Raw genomic sequence first — 18,143 nt, 5'->3', positions numbered from 1 at the left:
CCGTGATCTCGGAACGCGCGCGGTCAGCGGTGCGTCCGGACGCTGACGCGGAAGACCGGGGAGTCGGATGTGACGACCTCACCGGTCCACGGGTCCTCCAGGTGGCCGTCGTCGGCATCGTCGAGGCCCCGCAGCGCCCGCCCGCTCGGCACCCGGAGGACCGGCAGCCAGGCCCCTGCACCCTGGCCGACGCGGATGTCGGTGACCCGTCCGCGGACCTGCTCGTCGGCTGCGACGTCGAGACCGCCGTGGTGGGTCTCGGTCAGCCGCGTGCGCCCGTCCGGCCCCGTGGAGCAGATGCACGTGAGGTCAACGAGCTGGTCCCGCTCGATGGACCCCCCGCAGCACTCGTGCTCCCAGCCGTCCACCTCGACGACGACGTCCACGCCGACGCACTGTGCCACCTGCCCTGCCCGAACGGGACGCGCCGGCCCTGCACGGCGGTCAGGGATACGGCCACGCGTTCTTGACGCAGGCCTGCAGGCCGAGGGTCTGCTGCTGCATGACCGGGGCGAGCTGCCCGGGGCCGGGGCAGGGTCGGTGGCCGTTGCCGAGGGCGTGCCCGACCTCGTGGTTGACCACGTACTGCCGGTAGGTGGCGACGTCCCCGCCGTAGTCGGGGACGGCCGTCTCCCAGCGGGCCAGGTTGATCACGGCGCGCTCGCCGTACCGGCAGGAGGTGTAGCCGCCGGTGCCCACCCCCGGGCAGTACGTCTCCATGCTGCCGGGGCTGACGAGGCTGACCCGGAAGTCGTAGGCACCGCCGGCCGCCTCGGCCGCCCCGACCCGCTGGAAGGAGCGCTGCCCGCCGGCACCCCAGGACCGCGGGTCACCCAGGGTCGCCTCGACGGCGGCCGCGAACTGCGCCCCGTCGACACCGATGCCGTCCTCGACCTCCACCACGAACCGCTGCAGCGGGCCGGTGCCGTACACGCCGGACGCCCCGTCGACGACGGAGACCGTCCCGGCGCCCTGCTCCACGTAGGTGGCCGCCGCGGGCGGGGCGGGGGCCTCGGTCGGCGTGCCCTCTCCCTCCGCCGCGGCCGTGGGGGTGGGCGCGGCGGTCGCGGGGGCGGGTGGGGCGGGAGGGCCGGCCGGGGTGGCCGCCGCGGTCTCGGTCGCCCGGCCACCGGTGACCACCCCGGTCACGGCGTCGAGCAGGGCGATGACGGTGGCGACCGTGAGCAGCGGGATGGCGTAGGCGCGCCAGCCGTACCGCTGGACGAACCGGCCGAAGCGGCTGCCGGCGGGAGCCGGTCGGCGTCGGGGCCGGGGGGCGGGGTCGCGGCGGGCGACGAGGGGGCCGGCGGCGCGCGGGTCGGCGGCGTGTGGGCCGGCCGGCCGTTGCCGGGGTGGCGCGCCGGCGGGCTGCCCACGCCGGCCCGCCTCCCGGTCGGCGCGCGGGCCGGAGCTCGTCACGGGCGCCAGGTTCTCACGCCCACCGCCCCCGGCGGCAGACCTTGGCCGGGGCGGCGGGGGCGTCACACCCGCTGGGTGGGGCTGGCGGCCCGCCCGGTCGTCGCGGACGCGGCGTCCTCGGCGAGCGCGAGGACCGCACGGGCAGTGGGCTCCGGCGCCTCCAGCATCGCCAGGTGCCCGATGCCCGCCTGCACCTGCAGCCGCGCATCGGGGAGCACCTCGGCCAGCCTCGGGGCCAGCTTCGGGTCGACCAGCTTGTCCCGGTCGCCCCACACGACGAGGGACGGCGCCTGCACCGAGCGGGCCATCCGCCAGGCGTTGGCCCGGCCGACGCGGAAGTAGGAGGTCATCAGGCCGCGCAGGCTGCGGGTGAGCGCCTGCCCGGCCCACGGCTGCTCGTCGCGCTCCCGCATCTCCGCGACCGCCTCCTCGACCCGCTCCCGCGGCACCCGGCTCGGGTCGCCGAAGCACATCTGCAGCAGCCCGCGCACCCGCTGCTCCGGGCTCACCCCGGCCATCCGGCGTTCGGCCAGCGACGGGACGCCGGGGAGCAGCACGAGGGTGATGGCCCGGTCGAACGCCGCGGGCACCCGGTAGACGGGCATGGCCGCCGAGATCAGCGTCAGGGTCGCGACCAGGTCGGGGCGGCGGGCGGCGACCCAGACGCTGACCAGCCCACCGAGGGAGTTGCCGACCAGGTGCACCGGGGCTCCCTGACCGGGCCCGGGCTGCGCGACGACCCACTCCAGGACGTCGACGACGGCCTGCACGTGCCGGTGGATCGAGTAGCGGGGTGGCGGGGCGGACTGCCCGAAGCCGGGCAGGTCCAGCGCGTAGCCGTCGAAGCGGACGGCGAGCAGCGCGGCGAGGTCGGTCCAGTTGGTCGAGGCACCGCCCAGGCCGTGCACGTACAGCGCCCGCTCGTGCGGGGCGTCCGCCGGTGGGTCCGCCACCGGCTGCCCGTCGTCGTCCACCGGCCCGGACCACGGGGTGTGCCGGACGAGCACCTCACCGCCGGTCACCGGGACCATCGCCCCGGGCCACGGCGGGATGAGCACGCCGGGCCGGGGCAGCGGGGTCTCGGACAGCCGGGCGTCGCTCACCCGGCCGACGGTAGAACACCCAGGGGGCGCCGACCGCCCACCGTTGCGGACGGCGCCGTCCGGGAACGGCGTCGGTAAGCTCGCCCCGCCATGCAGCCCAGCCGACCCCTACCCGTGCCGCCGGCCGCCCGCCGCACCTCCCGCCTGCCGCGCAGCGCCCGCCGGCTGCAGCTGCTGCGGGCCGCCCAGGACGTGTTCGTCGCCCAGGGCTTCCACGCCGCCGCGATGGACGACATCGCCGACCGCGCCGGGGTCAGCAAGCCGGTGCTCTACCAGCACTTCCCCGGCAAGCGGGAGCTCTACCTGGCACTGCTGGAGCAGCAGGTCGACGAGCTGAGCGACCGGGTCAGCCAGGCGATGGCCGGCACCGAGGACAACCGCGCCCGGGTCGACGGCGCGGTCGGCGCCTACTTCGACTTCGTCGACGCCGAGGGCGAGGCGTTCCGGCTCGTCTTCGAGTCCGACCTGCGCAACGACCCCGACGTCCGCCGGCTGGCCGACCGCGGCGCGCTGGCGTGCATCGAGGCGATCGCCGAGGTGATCGCGGTCGACACCGGCGCCGACCCGGAGCGTGCCCTGCTGCTGTCCGCGGGGCTCACCGGGCTGGCCGAGAACAGCGCCCGGTGGTGGCTGGCCCGCAAGGGCACGCTCTCCCGCGACGAGGCGGTCTCGCTCATGTCGGCGCTGGCCTGGCGGGGCATCTCCGGCTTCCCCCGCCGGGACGACGCCGACGACGCCTGAGCCCGGCTCCCGGGGCTCGGCGGTTTCGCTGACGGCGCACCCGCCGGACCGGCTGGCCCCCCGGCCCCTGGACTAGCGTGGGGAGCCAGCAGCCAGACCTGAGGAGGCATCTCCACGTGGAAGTCAAGATCGGTGTCCAACACTCCCCCCGCGAGCTGGTCATCGACAGCCCCAAGACCCCCGACGAGATCGCGGCTGAGGTGTCCAAGGCCATGAGCGCGTCCAAGGACGGCCTGCTGACGCTGGTGGACGAGCGCGGTCGCCGCGTCGTCGTCCCGGTCGACCGGATCGCCTACGTCGAGATCGCCGAGGCCGACCAGCGCCGGGTGGGCTTCATCGCCGGCTGACGACGGCCACCGGTGCCCCCACGACTGGCTGACGCTCGTCGCGGGCCCTGCACCGGGGCCGGGCACGGCTCGTCGACAGGGCGTCACCGCACCGCGGTGGCGCCCTGTCGTCGTGTCAGCCGTTGAGGCCGAGGGCCTGCATCCGGGCGGAGTGCGCGGCGGTGAGCCGTTGGAGCAGCCGGGCCACCCCGGCCAGGTCACCGGTGCCACCGATGATCAGGCCGGCCAGCTCGTCGTGCTCGGCGATGACCAGCTGCGACTGGGTCAGCGCCTCCCCCACCAGCCGGCGGGCCCACAGCGCCAGCCGACCGGCCAGCGTCGGGTCGGCGACGATCGCGGCCCGCACCTCGCGGAGGGCGAAGTCGGCGTGCCCGGTGTCGGCGAGCACCTCCTCGACCAGCGCCCGGTCCGGCTGGGGCAGGAAGGCGGCGACCTCCCGGTAGAAGTCGGTGGCCAGGCCGTCGCCGACGTAGGCCTTGACCAGGCCCTCCAGCCAGGTGCTCGCCCGGGTGCCGTCGTGGAAGGCGTCCAGCGCGGCGACGTAGGGGCGCATCGCCTCGGCCACGTCGACCCCCAGCTCGCGCAGCCGCGCGGTCAGCCGTTCGTGGTGACCGATCTCCGCCGCGGCCATCCGCGCCAGCGCCGACCGGCCGTCCAGCGTCGGGGCCAGCCGGGCGTCCTCGGCGAGCCGGTCGAAGGCGGTCAGCTCGGCGTAGGCGAGCACCCCGAGCAGGGCGACGACCGCCTGCTGACCGGGGCCCTCGCCGGCTGGGGCCGCGGGTCCGCCGTCGGCCCTGTCCTGGGCGCTGGCCACGGGTCCTCCCTCGTCGTGCGGTCGTCACCGCCGGGCGGCCGCGACCACCCGGACGGGTGGCCGCACGGCCGTGTCGCACGGCGGCAGGGGGAGGCTAACGGGCTGGTCAGGCTAGGATGGAATCGACGGGCCCTGGGGCTCGTTCCCCGAAGAGCAATTCCCTGTGCGCTGATGACCGCTGGATCTCCTCCTCGAGACCGGCCCTCCGAGGGCCGTCTCCCGGGCAGTCTGCACCGGACGCCCGGTCTGCTGGCCGCGTCGGCGCGTGGATCGAACATCCCGGAACCGACCCCGGGACCGGCGAGCGCCGCCGGGCAACGCCTGCTCCCAGGCACCGCCGAGCGCTCCTGGTCCCCCACCAGACCGAGGCGAGACAACTGACCTCCACCGAGAACACCCCCGTCGAGAACACCCCGGCCGCTCCCGAGCTGGAGCGGGCCGAGAGCGGCGCCCCGGCCCCCGAGGAGCTGGAGCAGCAGGTCGAGGAGCTGGGCGGGGCGCCCGTCGCCAGCGACAGCCCGCTGTTCAGCGACTTCGACGTGCACCCCGACATCGTGGCCGCGCTGGCCGAGGTCGGGATCACCCGCACCTTCGCCATCCAGGAGCTGACCCTCCCGCTCGCCCTGGCCGGCAACGACCTGATCGGTCAGGCCCGCACCGGCACCGGCAAGACGCTGGGCTTCGGCGTCCCGCTGCTGCAGCGGGTCACCCCGCCGTCCGAGGGCGCCGACGGCGTCCCGCAGGCCCTGGTCGTCGTCCCGACCCGCGAGCTGTGCGTGCAGGTCTCCCGCGACCTCGCCGCCGCCGGCAGCAGGCGCGGCATCCGGGTACAGGCCATCTACGGCGGGCGGGCCTTCGAGCCGCAGGTCGCCGCGCTGCAGGCCGGCGTCGAGGTCGTCGTCGGCACCCCGGGCCGGCTGCTGGACCTGGCGCAGCAGGGCCACCTGATCCTGGGCAAGGTGCGCGGCCTGGTGCTGGACGAGGCCGACGAGATGCTCGACCTGGGCTTCCTGCCCGACATCGAGCGGATCCTGGCGATGGTCCCGGACAAGCGGCAGACGATGCTGTTCTCCGCGACCATGCCCGGCCCGATCGTCACGCTGTCGCGGTCGTTCATGAGCCAGCCCACGCACATCCGGGCGCACGGCAACGACGAGGGCTCGACGGTCCCGCAGACCACCCAGTTCATCTACCGGGCGCACAACCTGGACAAGCCCGAGCTGCTCGCCCGGGTGCTGCAGGCCCGCGACCGCGGCCTGGTCATGGTCTTCTGCCGCACCAAGCGCACCGCGCAGAAGGTCGCCGACGAGCTGGTCGACCGCGGTTTCGCCGCCGCCGCCGTGCACGGTGACCTCGGCCAGGGCGCCCGCGAGCAGGCGCTGCGCGCGTTCCGCGCCGGCAAGGTCGACGTGCTGGTCGCCACCGACGTCGCCGCCCGCGGCATCGACGTCACCGGTGTGAGCCACGTCGTGAACTACCAGTGCCCCGAGGACGAGAAGACCTACGTGCACCGGATCGGTCGCACCGGGCGTGCGGGGAGCACCGGCGTCGCGGTCACCCTGGTCGACTGGGACGACATCCCACGCTGGCAGCTGATCAACAAGGCGCTGGACCTGCCCTACGCCGACCCGCCGGAGACCTACTCCACCTCGCCGTGGGTCTACACCGACCTCGACGTGCCGACCACGGCCACCGGCCGGCTGCCCCGCTCGCAGCGGACCCGTGAGGGCCTGGGCGCGGAGACGCTGGAGGACCTCGGCGAGACCGGCAAGCGCCAGAAGACCGCGGGCCGGTCCGGGGGCAACCACTCCGGCCCGGGCCGGGACGCCGCCCGCACCGACGGGGACCAGCCCTCGGCCGGTCCGCGCAAGACCCGGTCGCGCCAGCGCACCCGGGGCGGCGGTGCCGCCGCGGCCGGTGCCGCGGCGGCCCTGGGCACCGACTCCCCCGCCGCCGACGACGCCGCTCCGGCGGGCTCCGCCGGCAGCGAGGACGGCGCGGGCAGCCGGCCGCGGCGCCGCCGTCGGCGCGGTGGCCGGGGCGGCAACGGCGGCGGTGGCGGTGGCGCCGAGTCCGTCGCCTGATGAAGGGCCTGCCTTCCCACCGACCCTCGCTCCGCTCGGGGCGGGTCCCTGGAGGCAGGCCGTTCCAGCGCATCCCCACGCAGCGACGCCCACCGCGGCGGGTCTGGGTCTGGACGGCGGCCACCCTCGTGGTGGCCGCCGTCGCCGTGCTGCTGTGGCGCACCTCCGACGTCGTCGCCACCTCCCGCACGACCGCTCCGCCGGCGACGGTGCCGGACGAGGCGCCGGCCGCCGAGCTGAGCCGGGTCTGGACAGCCGCGACCGCCGACGGGCCCCGCCGGGCGGTGGAGGGCGGCCGTGTCCTGGTCACCGACGAGCACGGCGTCGCCATGCTGGACGCCGTCACCGGCGAGGAGGCCTGGTACTACCGCCGGTCCAACGCCACCCTCTGTGACGCGACCGCGGTCAACGGCACGGTGATCGCGGCCTTCCGCACCACCTCGCGCTGCAACGAGCTGACCGCCCTGGCGGCGTCGACCGGTGAGCGGGACTGGTACCGCAACGTGCGCTTCCGCACCGATGTCGACCTGGCCAGCACCGACCAGATCCTGCTGGCCAGCAGCCCGACCGGCGTCGTCACCATCGACCCGGCCGGCAACAACACCCGCTGGCGGTACGCGCCACCGGCCGGCTGCCGGCTGGTCGGCTCCGACGTCGGCAGCTCCGGGGTGGTCGTGCTGCAGCGCTGCCCGGACGCCGGCGCCCTCCAGGTGAAGCTGCTCGACGGCTTCGGCGGCACCGAGATCTGGACCCGCGACGTCGACACCGGCGCGAGCACCGCCCGGCTGGCCGGGGTCGACCGGCTGGTCACCGTGGTCGTCGACGACCGGGTGCTGGTCTTCTCCCCGGTCGACGGCACGCCACTGCCCGACCTCGCCCTGCCCGCACTGCCCGCCGGGGCCGACCCGCAGGACGAGCCGCTCCAGCAGGCCGGGGTCGGGGACGTCGCCCTGCTGTGGGCCCGCGGCACCGCCTACGCCCTCGACCAGACGACCGGCCTCCCGCAGTGGCAGGTCCCCGCCCGCGGTCTGCCCTCGGCCGGGACGGCCGACGAGGCCGGGGTGAGCACCGTGACCGTGCCGGAGGACGGCGCGTTCGTGCGGCGCACGCTGGAGGAGGGCACCGAGGTCGCCCGGTCGACCACCGGGGACGACGTCCCGCCCGGGGGTCGCACGTCCGTGCTGGGCCCGGTCGTCGTCTACGGCACCACCGAGGAGGTGCTCGGCCACCGCTGAGGAAGGGCCCCCTTCCTCCCCACCACTCGCGAGCTCGCGGCGGGCCCCTGGAAGGGGGCCGGAGGGCGGGGTCGGCGGCACGCGACCGGACCGCGGGGCACACTCAGGGCATGGTCCTGCCTGGTGGCTCCGAGCACACCGCCCCCCACGACCTCCGCCAGCTGGCCGCCCACGAGGCCGTCCCGGTCACCTTCCGCGGTGGCAGCGGCCCGCTGGCCGCGCTGGACACCGGCCCGGCCGACGGCAGCACGGCACTGCTGGTCGCCGGGTTCACCGGCAGCAAGGAGGACTTCGCCCCGCTGCTGTCGCCGCTCGCCGACGCCGGGGTGCGGGTGGTCGCCCTCGACCAGCGCGGCCAGTTCGAGTCCGCCGGCCCCGACGACCCGGCGCGGTACTCGGTGGCGGAGCTGGCCGCCGACGTGGTGGCGGTGAGCCGGCAGCTGCGCGCGCAGTCGCCGGGCCCGCTGCACCTGCTCGGGCACAGCTTCGGCGGGCTGGTCGCCCGCGCCGCGGTGCTCGCCGAGCACACCCTGTTCGACTCCCTCACCCTGCTGGGCAGCGGGCCGGGCGCGCTGACCGGCCCGCGTGCCGAGCTGCTGGACCACCTGTCCCCGCTGCTGGACGCCGGCGGGGTGCAGCTGGTCAACGACACCCTCGAGCAGCTGGCGATGACCGACCCCCGGGCGCAGGCGGTCCCCGCCCCGACGGCGGAGTTCCTCCGCCGCCGGTTCCTGGCCAACAGCGCCGCCGGGCTGCGCGGCATGGCCGACGCGATGCTCGCCGAGCCCGACCGGGTCGACGAACTCGCCGCGACCGGCGTGCCGGTGCTCGTCGCCCACGGTGTCGCCGACGACGCCTGGAGCCCGGCCGTGCAGGCGGAGATGGCCCGACGGCTGGGCGCCCGGCACGAGGTCGTCCCACAGGCGGTGCACTCCCCCGCCATCGAGAACCCGGCCCGCACGTTGCAGGCGCTGCTGACCTTCTGGGCCGATCCAGCCGCCTCGGTCGCCGCGGCTGCCGGCGAGCAGAGCGAGGCCGTGCGATGAGAGCGACACCCTCGATCAAGGAGTTCACACCCGAGGAGGACCTGCTCGGCTTCTTCGGCCCGGACAGCGTCAGCTGGCGGATCCACAGCGACCCGGCGTTCTCCGTGGGCGGCATCCGCGCGCTGCTGCTGCAGGCCCTGCACCCGGTCGCGATGGACGGCGTGCACCGGTTCTCCACCGCCTTCGCCAGCGACCCGTGGGCCCGGCTCACCCGCACCGCCGAGTACGTCGCGACGCTGACCTTCGGCACGCGGCGCGACGCGCTGCGCCAGGTGCGCCGGGTGCGTGGGCTGCACCGCGACAAGTCGGCGGTCGAGGAGACCACCGGACGGCAGTACCGCGTCGACGACGCCGACCTGCTGCTGTGGGTGCACAACTGCGAGGTCGAGTCGCTGCTGTCCACGGCCCGCCGGGCCGGCGTGCCGCTCACCGACGCCGACGCCGACCGGTACGTCGAGGAACAGGTCGTGGCCGCCGTGCTGGTCGGCTGCGAGGAGGCGGACGTGCCGCGCACCGTCGCCGAGCTGGACGCGTACTTCGCCGGCGTCCGGGCGCGGCTGGCGGTCACCCCGGCCGCCCGGAGCGCCTCACGGTTCGTCCTGGTGCCGCCGATGCCGGGCTGGGTGCAGCTGCTCACCCCGGCCAGGCCGGCCTGGAGCACGCTGGCCTCACTGGGCGCGGCCACGCTCCCGGGCTGGGCCCGCCGGCTCTACGGCCTGCCCGGGTTCGGGGTGACCGACGCCGCGGCGACCGCCGGGCTGCGTGCCTTCCGGCAGACGGCGCTGGCCGTACCTGCCCGGGTGCGCGAGTCACCGATCGTGCGGGCCGCCCGCGAGCGGGTGGCCGAGCCGCTCACCGCCTGAACCGCGCGGGTCACCGCACGGGCGTCGTCCGGCGGGCGGGGCCCAGGGCGGCGGCGACGAACGCCGGGACGACGGCCGGCAGCAGGAGCAGCCCGATGCCCAGGCCCAGGACCAGCGCCCAGGCCAGCACCACGGTGGCCGCGGTGGCGGTGACGGCGCCCGCCCACCGGGAGCCGGCGGCGAGCACGGGCACCAGCAGGACCACCACCGGCAGCCCGAGCGCCACGACCGCGAACCCACCGGCGTCGGCCCAGACGTCGGCGGCCAGCGCGACGGCCACCAGCACCGCCAGGCCCAGCGCCACCCAGCGCAGCACGTCCGCCGTCCTGCCGTCGGACCGGCGTGCCGCCGGCACCAGCGCCACCCCGGCGGCGACCAGCACCGCGACCACCACCAGCGCGATCAGCGCGACCATCGCCCGAGTCTGCCGTACTCAGCCCGGCGGCGACTGGTCCAACGCACCGCGGGCCGCGGTGCGCACCGCCTCGGCGACCCGGTCCAGCGTCGGGGAGCGGAGCTTCCACTGCTGCCAGTGCAGGACGACGTCCACCGCCCCGGCGGCGTCCAGGTCGACGAGCACCCCCGGTGGCTCCTGCTGGTCGGGCACCATGCCCCAGCCCATGCCCAGCGCGACGGCGGCGACGAAGTCGGCTGACGAGGGCACCACGTGCACCGGAGGCGCGGTCGGGTCGACGTCGCGGGCGCGCAGGTGGGCGTGCTGCAGGTCGTCGCTGCGGTCGAACACGACCATCGGCGCCCGTGCCAGGGCCTGCGCCGTCGGACCGGCGGGGAACCAGCGCTGCACGAAGGCGGAGGTGGCCATCGGCCGGTACCGCATGCTGCCCAGCCGGGTGCTGCTGCAGCCGGGCACCGGGGCGGCGTCGCCGGTCACCGCGGCCATCACCGCGCCGGACCGCAGCAGCGCCGCCGTCTCGGTCTGGTCGGCGCGGTGCAGGTCGAAGGCGAGCTCGCCGGCCAGCGGCGCCAGCGCGGGCAGCACCCAGGTGGCCAGCGAGTCGGCGTTGACCGCGATCGGCAGCGTGACCGGACCCTCCGTGGCGCCGTCGAGCTCGCGGGTGGCGTCGGCGGCGAGCAGGTCGATCTGGCGGGCCAGCCGGAGCAGCGCCTGGCCCGACTCGGTGGGCTGCACCGGCTTGCTGCGCACCAGCAGCACCCGGCCGGTGGCCGTCTCCAGCGCCTTGAGCCGCTGGCTGACCGCCGACGGCGTCACGTGCAGGGCGCGGGCGGCGGCGTCCAGCGTGCCGGCGGTGACGGTGGCGTCCAGGGCGCGCAGCTGGGCCAGGTCGAGGTCCACGGTGCCATCAGACACGCTTCAGGTACATCAGGAAAGTGAGCTGGCCTTCCGACGTCCGCCCGACCTAGCGTCCTCGCCGTGTCCTCCGCTCTGCTCGCCGCCGCCGCCGGACTCGGCCTCGGCCTCTCCCTGATCGTCGCGATCGGCGCGCAGAACGCCTTCGTGCTGCGGCAGGGGCTGCGCGCCGAGCACGTGGCCGCGGTGGTCGCGGTGTGCCTGCTCTCCGACGTCGTGCTGATCACCGCGGGCGTCGGTGGCGCCGGCGCCCTGGTCACCCGGGTGCCCGGCCTGCTCACCGTCGTCTGCTTCGGTGGGGCGGCGTTCCTGCTGGTGTACGGCCTGCTGGCCGCGCGGCGGTCGCTGCGCCCGGCCGCCCTGCTGCCCGACGCCGGTGGCGCCCACGCGGGGCTGGCGGTCACCGTGTCCACCGCACTGGCGCTCACCTGGCTCAACCCGCACGTCTACCTCGACACCGTGGTGCTGCTCGGCTCGCTGGCCGGCACCTACGAGGAGCGCCGCTGGTGGTTCGGCGCCGGCGCCGTGCTGGGCAGCGCGATCTGGTTCGTCGGCCTGGGCTGGGGCGCCCGGCTGCTGCGGCCGGTGTTCGCCCGGCCGGCCGCCTGGCGGGTGCTGGACGGCGTCATCGCGCTGGTCATGCTCGCCCTCGCCGCGTCCCTCGCCGTCCGCGGGGCGACCGGCGGCTGAGCCCCGTGCGGCCGGCCAGCCGGCACCGACGCCGTGGTCGGCTCACTCGGCCGGCGCCACCGGCTCGGTGGGCAGGGAGCTCCACGTCTCCCGCGCCGGGGCGGCCGCCTGGCCGGTGGGGCAGCTGGACCGGAAGTCGCACCAGCTGCACTGCCGGCCCGGCGCGGGCGGGAAGGCCTCGTCGACGTCGGCGCCGGAGTCGAGCGCCTCGGTGGCCCGGCCGATGTCGGCGGCGATGTCCTCGGCCCGGCGGACGTGGTTGGCCAGCGACCGGTCGGTGTGCTCGAACGCGGCCACCGTGCCGCTGGGCAGGTGGTGCAGCTCGACCCGGGTGCACGGCCGGCGCAGGGTGCGGCGCACGCCCAGGACGTACAACGCCAGCGCCGGTGAGCCACGGGCCTCGTCCTCGGTGCTGGGCACCCGGCCGGTCTTGTAGTCGACCACCACCAGCTCGTCGCCGCGCCGGTCGATCCGGTCGACCCGGCCGGACAGCGCCAGCGCCTCGGTGGTCGCCCCGACCGTGCGCTCGGTGCCGACCGGCTCGTCGGTGGGGTCGAGCCCGGCCACGTAGTCGGTGATCCAGGCGGCGGCCCTGGCCCGCCACTCCGCGGCCTGCTCCTCGTCGCGGAAGCCCACCCGGGACCAGCCGCTGTACAGCAGCTGGCGGGCCGCCGCCGGGGTGCGCTTCTCGACCGGCAGCTCCCACCAGGAACGCAGCGCCGCGTGCACCGCCGAGCCGATCGTGTTGTGCGCCCACGGCGGGCCCTTGGGCGGGGTGGGCCGGGTGAGGTAGGCGAACCGGTAGCGGCGCGGGCAGTCGGCGAAGGTGGCCAGCTTGCTGGGCGTGCAGGCGAACAGCCGCTTGGGCATGCCGGGCATCTCCAGCTGCGCGCTCACCGCTCCCCCTCGCTCGTCACCCGGCCACGGTAGCCGGGGGCACCGACGGTCCCGCTCCGTCAGCTGCTCAGCCGGTCAGGACCGCCGTGCCGGTGCCGGCCGCCAGCAGCGCCTCGTACTGCTCGGGGTCGGTCGTGCAGGCCGCGATCGGGGTGCGCTTGTTGGTGCCGTGGTAGTCGCTGGAGCCGGTCTGCAGCAGCCCCAGGCCCGTGGCCAGCGCGCGCAGGTACGCCCGCTGGTCGGGGGTGTGGTCGGGGTGGTCGACCTCCAGCCCGAGCAGGCCGGCGTCGGTCATCGCCGCGATCGCGTCGTCCCCGACGACCCGCCCCCGGGAGGTGGCCAGGCCGTGCGCGAACACCGGCACGCCGCCTGCGGCACGCACCAGCCGGATGCCGTCGAGCACGTCGGTGTCGGCCTTGGACACGTGGTAGCGGCTGCGGTGGTGCAGCAGGGTGGCGAACGCGTGGTCGACCGAGTCGACGACGCCGGCCTCCACCAGCGCCCGGGCCACGTGCGGCCGCCCGACCACCCCGCCCTCGCTGCGGGCGACGATCTCGGCCCAGACCACCGGGTAGCCGTCGGCGGCCAGCGCGGTGACGATCCGCTCACCGCGGCTGAGCCGCTCCTCGCGCAGCCGCACCCGCTCGGCGGCGAACGCCGGGTGCAGCGGGTCGAACAGGTAGGCCAGCAGGTGGACGCTCACCGGTGGCTCGTCGGCCGGGAACCACCGGCAGGACAGCTCCATGCCTGGGACGATCGTCAGCCCGGCCGGGCGCGCGGCCGCGGCGGCCGCCCAGCCGGCGGTGGTGTCGTGGTCGGTGAGCGCGACGACGTCCAGCCCGGCCGCGGCCGCGGTCGCGACCAGGCCGGCCGGGGTGTCGGTGCCGTCGGAGACGGAGGAGTGGGTGTGCAGGTCGATGCGCACACCCACAGCCTGCCGCACCGGGGTGCGCACCCGTCGCGCGCGTGCCGACCCGTCAGGACGGCGGGCGGGTGCGCGGGATCGGCGCGGTGTCGTGCCGCCGGCCCGACGTCAGCGGCCCTGGCATGTGCTGCTCGCGGGCGTCGCCGTCCCCGCGGTCGTCGGCGTGCATCGACCCCTCGGCGTCCTCGTCGGAGCTGACCGGGTTGGTGGAGAAGTCGGTGCCGAACATCAGCTCCGAGAGCCGCTTGTACAGCGCCTTCGCGTGCGGCAGGTAGGTGATCTCGTCCAGGCCCTGCGCCTGCCCGGCGGACTCGAACCGGAACGTGCCGTAGCCGAGCAGCTGGCCCCAGAAGGTCTCCTTCCAGGTCAGGTCGGTGATCCGGCGCAGCGGCATGACCGCGACCGTCCGGATGATCACCCCGGACGTCATGAGCACCCGCCGCCGGGTGATCAGGAAGTGCCGGACCCACCACTCGCCGACGTGCAGGCCCAGGTAGACCAGGGCGCCCAGCACGACGAGCGAGCCGAGCACCGCACCGAACCGGTTCTCCGGGTCGAGCTGGAGCACCCACACCCCGACCGCGAGCGCGGGGACACCGCGGCTCAACGGGCGGGCCAGCACCGCGGGGTGCCGTCGGGTGGCGATGACCGGGGGCTCGTCGGGGAGCAGGTACTTCTCGGCGTCCTTGCCCCAGCGGGGCCGCCGTTCACGCGGGCCGGACACGGCCGGGCTCAGATCAGGGATTCCACGAACGAGGACAGCGAGCCTGCCGCGTCACTGAGCGCACCCCCGGCGCTGCGCACGATGCCGGCCGCGTCCTCGGGCCGCTGGATCACGTAGAAGACCACGAAGGCGATCGCCGCCCAGGTGAGCACCTTCTTCAGCACGGTCGCACCGTTCCTCCCATCGGGCCGCCAGGTGGGCGCACGTCGTCCGGGGCACGCGGACGACGCCATGACCCCACCACGGCCAGCTGGACCGCGCCCCATGGGTAACACCCGCCCCATGCGCAGCACCAGTCGCCACGCCGGGGGCCCACCGGCCGATCCCGTCCCGTCCGGCGCTCAGCGGCCGGGCAGCAGCCGGTCGGTGGTCGGGCCCAGCGGCAGGTCCGGGTAGACCCGCTCGCGCAGGTCGAGCAGGGTCAGGTCCTCGGCGAGCAGCCAGGCGGCCGACGCCGGCCACATGACCAGCCACAGCCACACGCCGTGCGCCTCGCCCACGTAGGCGGCGCGGTCGTCACCGGTGGGCACGAGCCACAGCGGCGCCCGCTGACCGGCGGCCTCGACGGCGACGGTCGAGGGCCCGCCGACGAGCTCACCGGGGTCGACGCCGGGCAGCCCGGCGTACCCGCACCCGAGCCCGGTGCCCGGCTCCTCGGCGACGAGCACCAGCTCGGCCGCACCGCCGAGCGGAGCCGGACCGGCACAGGCCACGACGATCGCCCGGGCACCGGGCTCACCGCCCCAGGCCAGCCCGGTGACCGACCAGCCCCGCGGCACCGGGTCGGGCACCCACGCGGGCACCCGGGCATCGGCGCAGACGGCGCTGATCGCGTCGTGCGCGACGACGGCGGTGTGGTGCAGCGGGGTGACCGCCGCGTGCCGGTGGCACCAGCCCTCGGCGGTGTTGCCGGGCCGCACCGTCAGCGCCTCGCCGCAGCGCGGGCACACCGGGGAGACGCTCATCGCCGCTCACCGTCCTGTTCTGCGAGGTGTTCGTCAAGAGTTGGTCAGCAGCCGGTCCCGCGCGACACGGGTCGGCCGGAGGCCACCGCCGTAGCCTCGCCCACGTGGTCCAGCCGCTGCCGGAGGTGCCGTGTGTCGGTGCGGTGGTGCACGACGGGCACGGCCGGCTGCTGCTGGTCCGCCGGGCCCACGCGCCGAGCGCCGGGCTGTGGTCGGTGCCCGGTGGCCGGGTGGAGCCCGGCGAGTCCGAGGCCGAGGCCGTGGTGCGCGAGCTGGCCGAGGAGACCGGTCTGGCGGTGCGCCCGGTGCGTCCGCTGGGGGCGGTCCGGATCGAGGGGGACGGCGTCGTCTTCACCGTCACCGACTGGTGGTGCACGCTGGCGGAGCCGGGCCGGCAGCCGGTGGCCGGCGACGACGCGGCCGACGCGGCGTTCGTCGACGCCGCCGGGCTGACCGCGCTGGACCTGGCCCCGGGCGTGCTCGTCGCGCTGGCGGGCTGGGGCGTGCTGCCCCGCTGACCCGCCCGCCGGTCAGCCGCGGACGGGCTCGGGCCGCTCGGAGTCGGGTCTGCCGGGCTGCTCGCCGGGCTCGGGCCGGCCGGGCTGCTCGCCGCCGCGGGCCTCGCCGTGCGAACGCTTGGGCACCATCACCTTGCGCCGGAAGACGCAGACCACGGTGCCGTCCTGCTTGTAGCCGATCGTCTCCACGTGCACCACGCCGCGGTCGTCCTTGGACCGGGACTCGGTCTTGTCCAGCACGGTCGTCTCGCCGTAGACCGTGTCGCCGTGGAAGGTCGGGGCGACGTGCCGGAGGGAGGAGACCTCCAGGTTGGCGATCGCCTTGCCGGAGACGTCGGGGACGCTCATGCCCAGCAGCAGCGAGTAGACGTAGTTGCCGACGACGACGTTCTCGCCGAACTCGGTGGTCTCCGCGGCGTAGTGGGCGTCGAGGTGCAGCGGGTGGTGGTTCATGGTGAGCAGGCAGAACAGGTGGTCGTCGTACTCGGTGACGGTCTTGCCGGGCCAGTGCTTGTAGGTGGCCCCGACCTCGAACTCCTCGTAGTACCGGCCGAACTGCATCTGGCTGCTCCCGCTGGTCGACATCGGGCGACGGACGACGCGGGTGGGGCTGCCGGGACGCCTGGTCCGCGGAGCGGAACGGGAGCGGCCGCGACGGAGCATCGATGACCCGTCTGGACGGGCGCCGATCCTACGATGGGCCGGTGCACCTGCAGTCCGCCCCTGACCTGCCGGCCGAGGCCGAGGTCGAGCGCCTGAGCCCGGGCGGACGGCGCGCCCGGCTGGCCGCCGCCGTGGTGGTGCTCGCCCTGTTGCTGGCCGGCTCCGTCTGGGGGGACGACGACGCCTTCCCCTTCGGCCCGTTCCGGATGTACTCCACCCGGGCGGACCCCGACACCCCGGTCGTCTCCACCCGGGTGGTCGGGCTGACCGCCGCGGGTGAGGAGGTCCGGCTCTCCGGTGGCGAGGTGGGCCTGCGCCGGGCGGAGTTCGAGGGGCAGCTCCCCCGCATCTCCCGGGACCCCTCGATGCTGGGGCTCCTCGCCGACTCCTACGCCGAGCGCCACCCCGACGCCGAGGAGCTGGTGCAGGTGCAGGTCGTGCAGCGCCGCTTCGAGCTCGAGGACGGCCAGCGGACCGGTGAGGTCAGCGACCGGGTGCTGATCGAGTACCAGCTGGAGGAGGGCGCGTGAGCACCTCGGCCACCACCCCACCCGCCGCCGCACCGGTGCGGCCGGAGGAGGCCCCCGCCGTCCCCGGCACCCCCCGCTGGTGGTTCCGCCCGGTGCCGCTGCCCCGGATCGCGGTCTTCCGGGCGATCGCCTACCTGTTCATCCCGATCGACGTCTTCCTCACCACGGCCTGGGTGCGGGCGCACGCCGACGTGCCGACCGAGTGGTACCAGCCGCTGTTGATCGGCCGACTGCTGCACCTGCCCACCCCGACGCACACCCTCGTGCTGGTCGTGCAGTGGGCGCTGGTGATCGCCGCGGTCGCCGCCGCGACCGGCCGGGCGCCGCGCCTGCTCGGCATCGCCGTCTTCCTCCTCTACTCGGAGTGGATGGTCATCGCGATGAGCTACGGGAAGGTCGACCACGACCGGATCGCCTTCCTGGTGGCCCTGGCCGTGCTGCCGACGATCGGGCGGGCCCGGCTGCGCGACCGGCGCTCCTCGGAGGCCGCCGGGTTCGCCATGGCGGCCGTGCTGGTCACGGTGATGCTCACCTACTTCCTCGCCGCCTGGGCCAAGATCCGGTTCGGCGGCTGGGACTGGGCGACCGGCGCCACGCTGACCCGGGCCGTGGTCCGCCGGGGCACCGAGCTGTCGATGTGGACCCTCGACGTCGCGTGGCTGCTGCCGGCCGCCCAGTGGGTGATGATCGTGGTCGAGCTGGCCGCGCCGCTGATCCTGCTGGTGCGCACCGACCGGGCCCGGATCGGGCTGGTGCTGTTCCTGCTCGGCTTCCACGTCATGGTCTACGCCGGCGTCGGGATCATCTTCCTGCCGCACTGCGTCGCGATCCTGTCGATCCTGCCGTGGGAACGCCTGTCGGTGCTCCGGCGGCGGAGCACCGACACCGGGCTCCCGGCCGTGCCCGGGAGCCCCGTCCCCGGCTGAGCCGGCCCGACCGTCAGAGCAGTGCACCGATCCGGGCGGCCATCTCCGCCTCGTGCTGCTGGTAGGCCGAGGCGACCGTGGTGAGCAGCTGCCCCATGCCGGTCAGCGCCTCGCTCACCCCCTGGCTGGACAGCCGCCACTTCTCGTACAGCTCGCTGAACTGGACGGCTGCCTGACTGTCGGTCCAGCCCTCGAGCACCGAGCTGTTGATGCTCGCGGACAGCGTCGTGTGCCGGGCGCTGGTGTCCGCTGCCTCTCCCTGGCACCGGCCCGCCATGGCGTTGAGCGTTGCGATGTCGACCTTCATGACCCCTCCTCGTCCT

The 18,143-nt window shown here is 75.7% G+C and carries 23 protein-coding genes; 10 read left to right on the top strand and 13 right to left on the bottom strand.

Annotated elements, in window-relative coordinates; all coding sequences use genetic code 11:
- Positions 1–23: 23 nt before the first annotated feature.
- The 3 genes from ACJTNH_RS03915 to ACJTNH_RS03905 form a co-directional block, all read right to left on the bottom strand.
- Positions 24–386 (bottom strand): hypothetical protein, encoded by a 363-nt coding sequence (locus ACJTNH_RS03915; RefSeq protein ID WP_458172965.1) that lies wholly within the window; start codon positions 384–386, stop codon positions 24–26.
- A gap of 58 nt (positions 387–444) precedes the next feature.
- Positions 445–1,419: a DUF3152 domain-containing protein gene (locus tag ACJTNH_RS03910; RefSeq protein ID WP_458172964.1), complete on the bottom strand. Its 975-nt coding sequence runs from the start codon at positions 1,417–1,419 to the stop codon at positions 445–447.
- A gap of 62 nt (positions 1,420–1,481) precedes the next feature.
- A complete protein-coding gene (locus ACJTNH_RS03905) occupies positions 1,482–2,522 on the bottom strand; it encodes an alpha/beta fold hydrolase (RefSeq protein ID WP_458172963.1) in 1,041 nt (346 codons plus the stop codon).
- Between the two features lie 90 nt (positions 2,523–2,612).
- On the opposite strand from ACJTNH_RS03905, the gene ACJTNH_RS03900 reads away from it, so the two are divergent.
- Positions 2,613–3,263: a TetR/AcrR family transcriptional regulator gene (locus tag ACJTNH_RS03900; protein WP_458172962.1), complete on the top strand. Its 651-nt coding sequence runs from the start codon at positions 2,613–2,615 to the stop codon at positions 3,261–3,263.
- Positions 3,264–3,379: 116 nt separating this feature from the next.
- Positions 3,380–3,610, top strand: coding sequence for a DUF3107 domain-containing protein (locus tag ACJTNH_RS03895; protein WP_222194064.1), 231 nt, complete (start codon positions 3,380–3,382; stop codon positions 3,608–3,610).
- Between the two features lie 115 nt (positions 3,611–3,725).
- On the opposite strand, the gene ACJTNH_RS03890 is transcribed toward ACJTNH_RS03895, so the two are convergent.
- Positions 3,726–4,424: a ferritin-like fold-containing protein gene (locus ACJTNH_RS03890; RefSeq protein ID WP_458172961.1), complete on the bottom strand. Its 699-nt coding sequence runs from the start codon at positions 4,422–4,424 to the stop codon at positions 3,726–3,728.
- Between the two features lie 539 nt (positions 4,425–4,963).
- On the opposite strand from ACJTNH_RS03890, the gene ACJTNH_RS03885 reads away from it, so the two are divergent.
- The 4 genes from ACJTNH_RS03885 to ACJTNH_RS03870 all read left to right on the top strand — a co-directional run bounded on the left by ACJTNH_RS03885 (position 4,964) and on the right by ACJTNH_RS03870 (position 9,652).
- Entirely contained in the window at positions 4,964–6,508 is a 1,545-nt protein-coding gene (locus ACJTNH_RS03885; protein WP_458172960.1) for a DEAD/DEAH box helicase, read from the top strand.
- Between the two features lie 131 nt (positions 6,509–6,639).
- The gene (locus ACJTNH_RS03880) at positions 6,640–7,743 is read left to right on the top strand and encodes an outer membrane protein assembly factor BamB family protein (protein ID WP_458172959.1); all 1,104 of its coding nucleotides are present in this window, start codon (positions 6,640–6,642) and stop codon (positions 7,741–7,743) included.
- 110 nt (positions 7,744–7,853) lie between these two features.
- Positions 7,854–8,789 (top strand): alpha/beta fold hydrolase, encoded by a 936-nt coding sequence (locus tag ACJTNH_RS03875; protein ID WP_458172958.1) that lies wholly within the window; start codon positions 7,854–7,856, stop codon positions 8,787–8,789.
- On the top strand, positions 8,786–9,652 hold the full coding sequence (locus ACJTNH_RS03870) for an oxygenase MpaB family protein (protein ID WP_458172957.1): 867 nt from the start codon (positions 8,786–8,788) through the stop codon (positions 9,650–9,652). Before ACJTNH_RS03875 ends, ACJTNH_RS03870 begins: the two co-directional genes overlap by 4 nt.
- A gap of 10 nt (positions 9,653–9,662) precedes the next feature.
- Here the strand turns inward: ACJTNH_RS03870 and ACJTNH_RS03865 are convergent, their stop codons facing one another.
- Positions 9,663–10,067, bottom strand: coding sequence for a hypothetical protein (locus ACJTNH_RS03865; protein WP_458172956.1), 405 nt, complete (start codon positions 10,065–10,067; stop codon positions 9,663–9,665).
- Between the two features lie 18 nt (positions 10,068–10,085).
- Positions 10,086–10,982 (bottom strand): LysR family transcriptional regulator ArgP, encoded by an 897-nt coding sequence (locus tag ACJTNH_RS03860; protein ID WP_458172955.1) that lies wholly within the window; start codon positions 10,980–10,982, stop codon positions 10,086–10,088.
- A 63-nt stretch (positions 10,983–11,045) separates the two neighbouring features.
- Here ACJTNH_RS03860 and ACJTNH_RS03855 point away from each other — a divergent pair, with 63 nt between their 5' ends.
- Positions 11,046–11,672, top strand: coding sequence for a LysE/ArgO family amino acid transporter (locus ACJTNH_RS03855; protein ID WP_458172954.1), 627 nt, complete (start codon positions 11,046–11,048; stop codon positions 11,670–11,672).
- 42 nt (positions 11,673–11,714) lie between these two features.
- Here the strand turns inward: ACJTNH_RS03855 and ACJTNH_RS03850 are convergent, their stop codons facing one another.
- The 5 genes from ACJTNH_RS03850 to ACJTNH_RS03830 all read right to left on the bottom strand — a co-directional run bounded on the left by ACJTNH_RS03850 (position 11,715) and on the right by ACJTNH_RS03830 (position 15,183).
- Positions 11,715–12,569 (bottom strand): RecB family exonuclease, encoded by an 855-nt coding sequence (locus ACJTNH_RS03850; RefSeq protein ID WP_458172953.1) that lies wholly within the window; start codon positions 12,567–12,569, stop codon positions 11,715–11,717.
- 67 nt (positions 12,570–12,636) lie between these two features.
- Positions 12,637–13,494, bottom strand: coding sequence for a PHP domain-containing protein (locus tag ACJTNH_RS03845; RefSeq protein WP_458172952.1), 858 nt, complete (start codon positions 13,492–13,494; stop codon positions 12,637–12,639).
- Between the two features lie 52 nt (positions 13,495–13,546).
- A complete protein-coding gene (locus ACJTNH_RS03840) occupies positions 13,547–14,218 on the bottom strand; it encodes a PH domain-containing protein (protein WP_458172951.1) in 672 nt (223 codons plus the stop codon).
- Between the two features lie 8 nt (positions 14,219–14,226).
- Complete coding sequence (locus tag ACJTNH_RS03835) at positions 14,227–14,382, bottom strand: hypothetical protein (RefSeq protein ID WP_458172950.1); 156 nt, start codon at positions 14,380–14,382, stop codon at positions 14,227–14,229.
- A gap of 177 nt (positions 14,383–14,559) precedes the next feature.
- The gene (locus ACJTNH_RS03830; RefSeq protein WP_458172949.1) at positions 14,560–15,183 is read right to left on the bottom strand and encodes a DUF6758 family protein; all 624 of its coding nucleotides are present in this window, start codon (positions 15,181–15,183) and stop codon (positions 14,560–14,562) included.
- A 104-nt stretch (positions 15,184–15,287) separates the two neighbouring features.
- Between ACJTNH_RS03830 and ACJTNH_RS03825 the strand changes: the two genes are divergently transcribed.
- Positions 15,288–15,701, top strand: coding sequence for an NUDIX domain-containing protein (locus ACJTNH_RS03825; RefSeq protein WP_458172948.1), 414 nt, complete (start codon positions 15,288–15,290; stop codon positions 15,699–15,701).
- A gap of 12 nt (positions 15,702–15,713) precedes the next feature.
- Here the strand turns inward: ACJTNH_RS03825 and ACJTNH_RS03820 are convergent, their stop codons facing one another.
- Positions 15,714–16,286, bottom strand: a complete 573-nt coding sequence (locus tag ACJTNH_RS03820; protein WP_458172947.1) for a MaoC family dehydratase — start codon at positions 16,284–16,286, stop codon at positions 15,714–15,716.
- A gap of 119 nt (positions 16,287–16,405) precedes the next feature.
- Here ACJTNH_RS03820 and ACJTNH_RS03815 point away from each other — a divergent pair, with 119 nt between their 5' ends.
- Positions 16,406–16,894 (top strand): hypothetical protein, encoded by a 489-nt coding sequence (locus ACJTNH_RS03815; protein ID WP_458172946.1) that lies wholly within the window; start codon positions 16,406–16,408, stop codon positions 16,892–16,894.
- Positions 16,891–17,820, top strand: a complete 930-nt coding sequence (locus tag ACJTNH_RS03810; RefSeq protein ID WP_458172945.1) for an MFS transporter permease — start codon at positions 16,891–16,893, stop codon at positions 17,818–17,820. The genes ACJTNH_RS03815 and ACJTNH_RS03810 overlap by 4 nt, the downstream gene beginning before the upstream one ends.
- A gap of 13 nt (positions 17,821–17,833) precedes the next feature.
- Here ACJTNH_RS03810 and ACJTNH_RS03805 read toward each other — a convergent pair whose 3' ends face one another.
- Positions 17,834–18,127, bottom strand: a complete 294-nt coding sequence (locus ACJTNH_RS03805) for a WXG100 family type VII secretion target (RefSeq protein ID WP_222194079.1) — start codon at positions 18,125–18,127, stop codon at positions 17,834–17,836.
- Between the last annotated feature and the right edge of the window lie 16 nt (positions 18,128–18,143).

It is taken from the genome of Modestobacter lacusdianchii (assembly GCF_054177765.1).
This window is presented reverse-complemented; position numbering and strand designations above follow the sequence as displayed.

What these genes read in the sequence shown, in the direction of transcription:
- ACJTNH_RS03900 (WP_458172962.1), top strand. Translation starts at nt 2,613, where the DNA reads ATGCAGCCCAGCCGACCCCTACCCGTGCCGCCGGCCGCCCGCCGCACC.
- ACJTNH_RS03875 (WP_458172958.1), top strand. Translation starts at nt 7,854, where the DNA reads ATGGTCCTGCCTGGTGGCTCCGAGCACACCGCCCCCCACGACCTCCGC.
- ACJTNH_RS03870 (WP_458172957.1), top strand. Translation starts at nt 8,786, where the DNA reads ATGAGAGCGACACCCTCGATCAAGGAGTTCACACCCGAGGAGGACCTG.
- ACJTNH_RS03865 (WP_458172956.1), bottom strand. Translation starts at nt 10,067, where the DNA reads ATGGTCGCGCTGATCGCGCTGGTGGTGGTCGCGGTGCTGGTCGCCGCC.
- ACJTNH_RS03830 (WP_458172949.1), bottom strand. Translation starts at nt 15,183, where the DNA reads ATGAGCGTCTCCCCGGTGTGCCCGCGCTGCGGCGAGGCGCTGACGGTG.
- ACJTNH_RS03820 (WP_458172947.1), bottom strand. Translation starts at nt 16,286, where the DNA reads ATGTCGACCAGCGGGAGCAGCCAGATGCAGTTCGGCCGGTACTACGAG.
- ACJTNH_RS03805 (WP_222194079.1), bottom strand. Translation starts at nt 18,127, where the DNA reads ATGAAGGTCGACATCGCAACGCTCAACGCCATGGCGGGCCGGTGCCAG.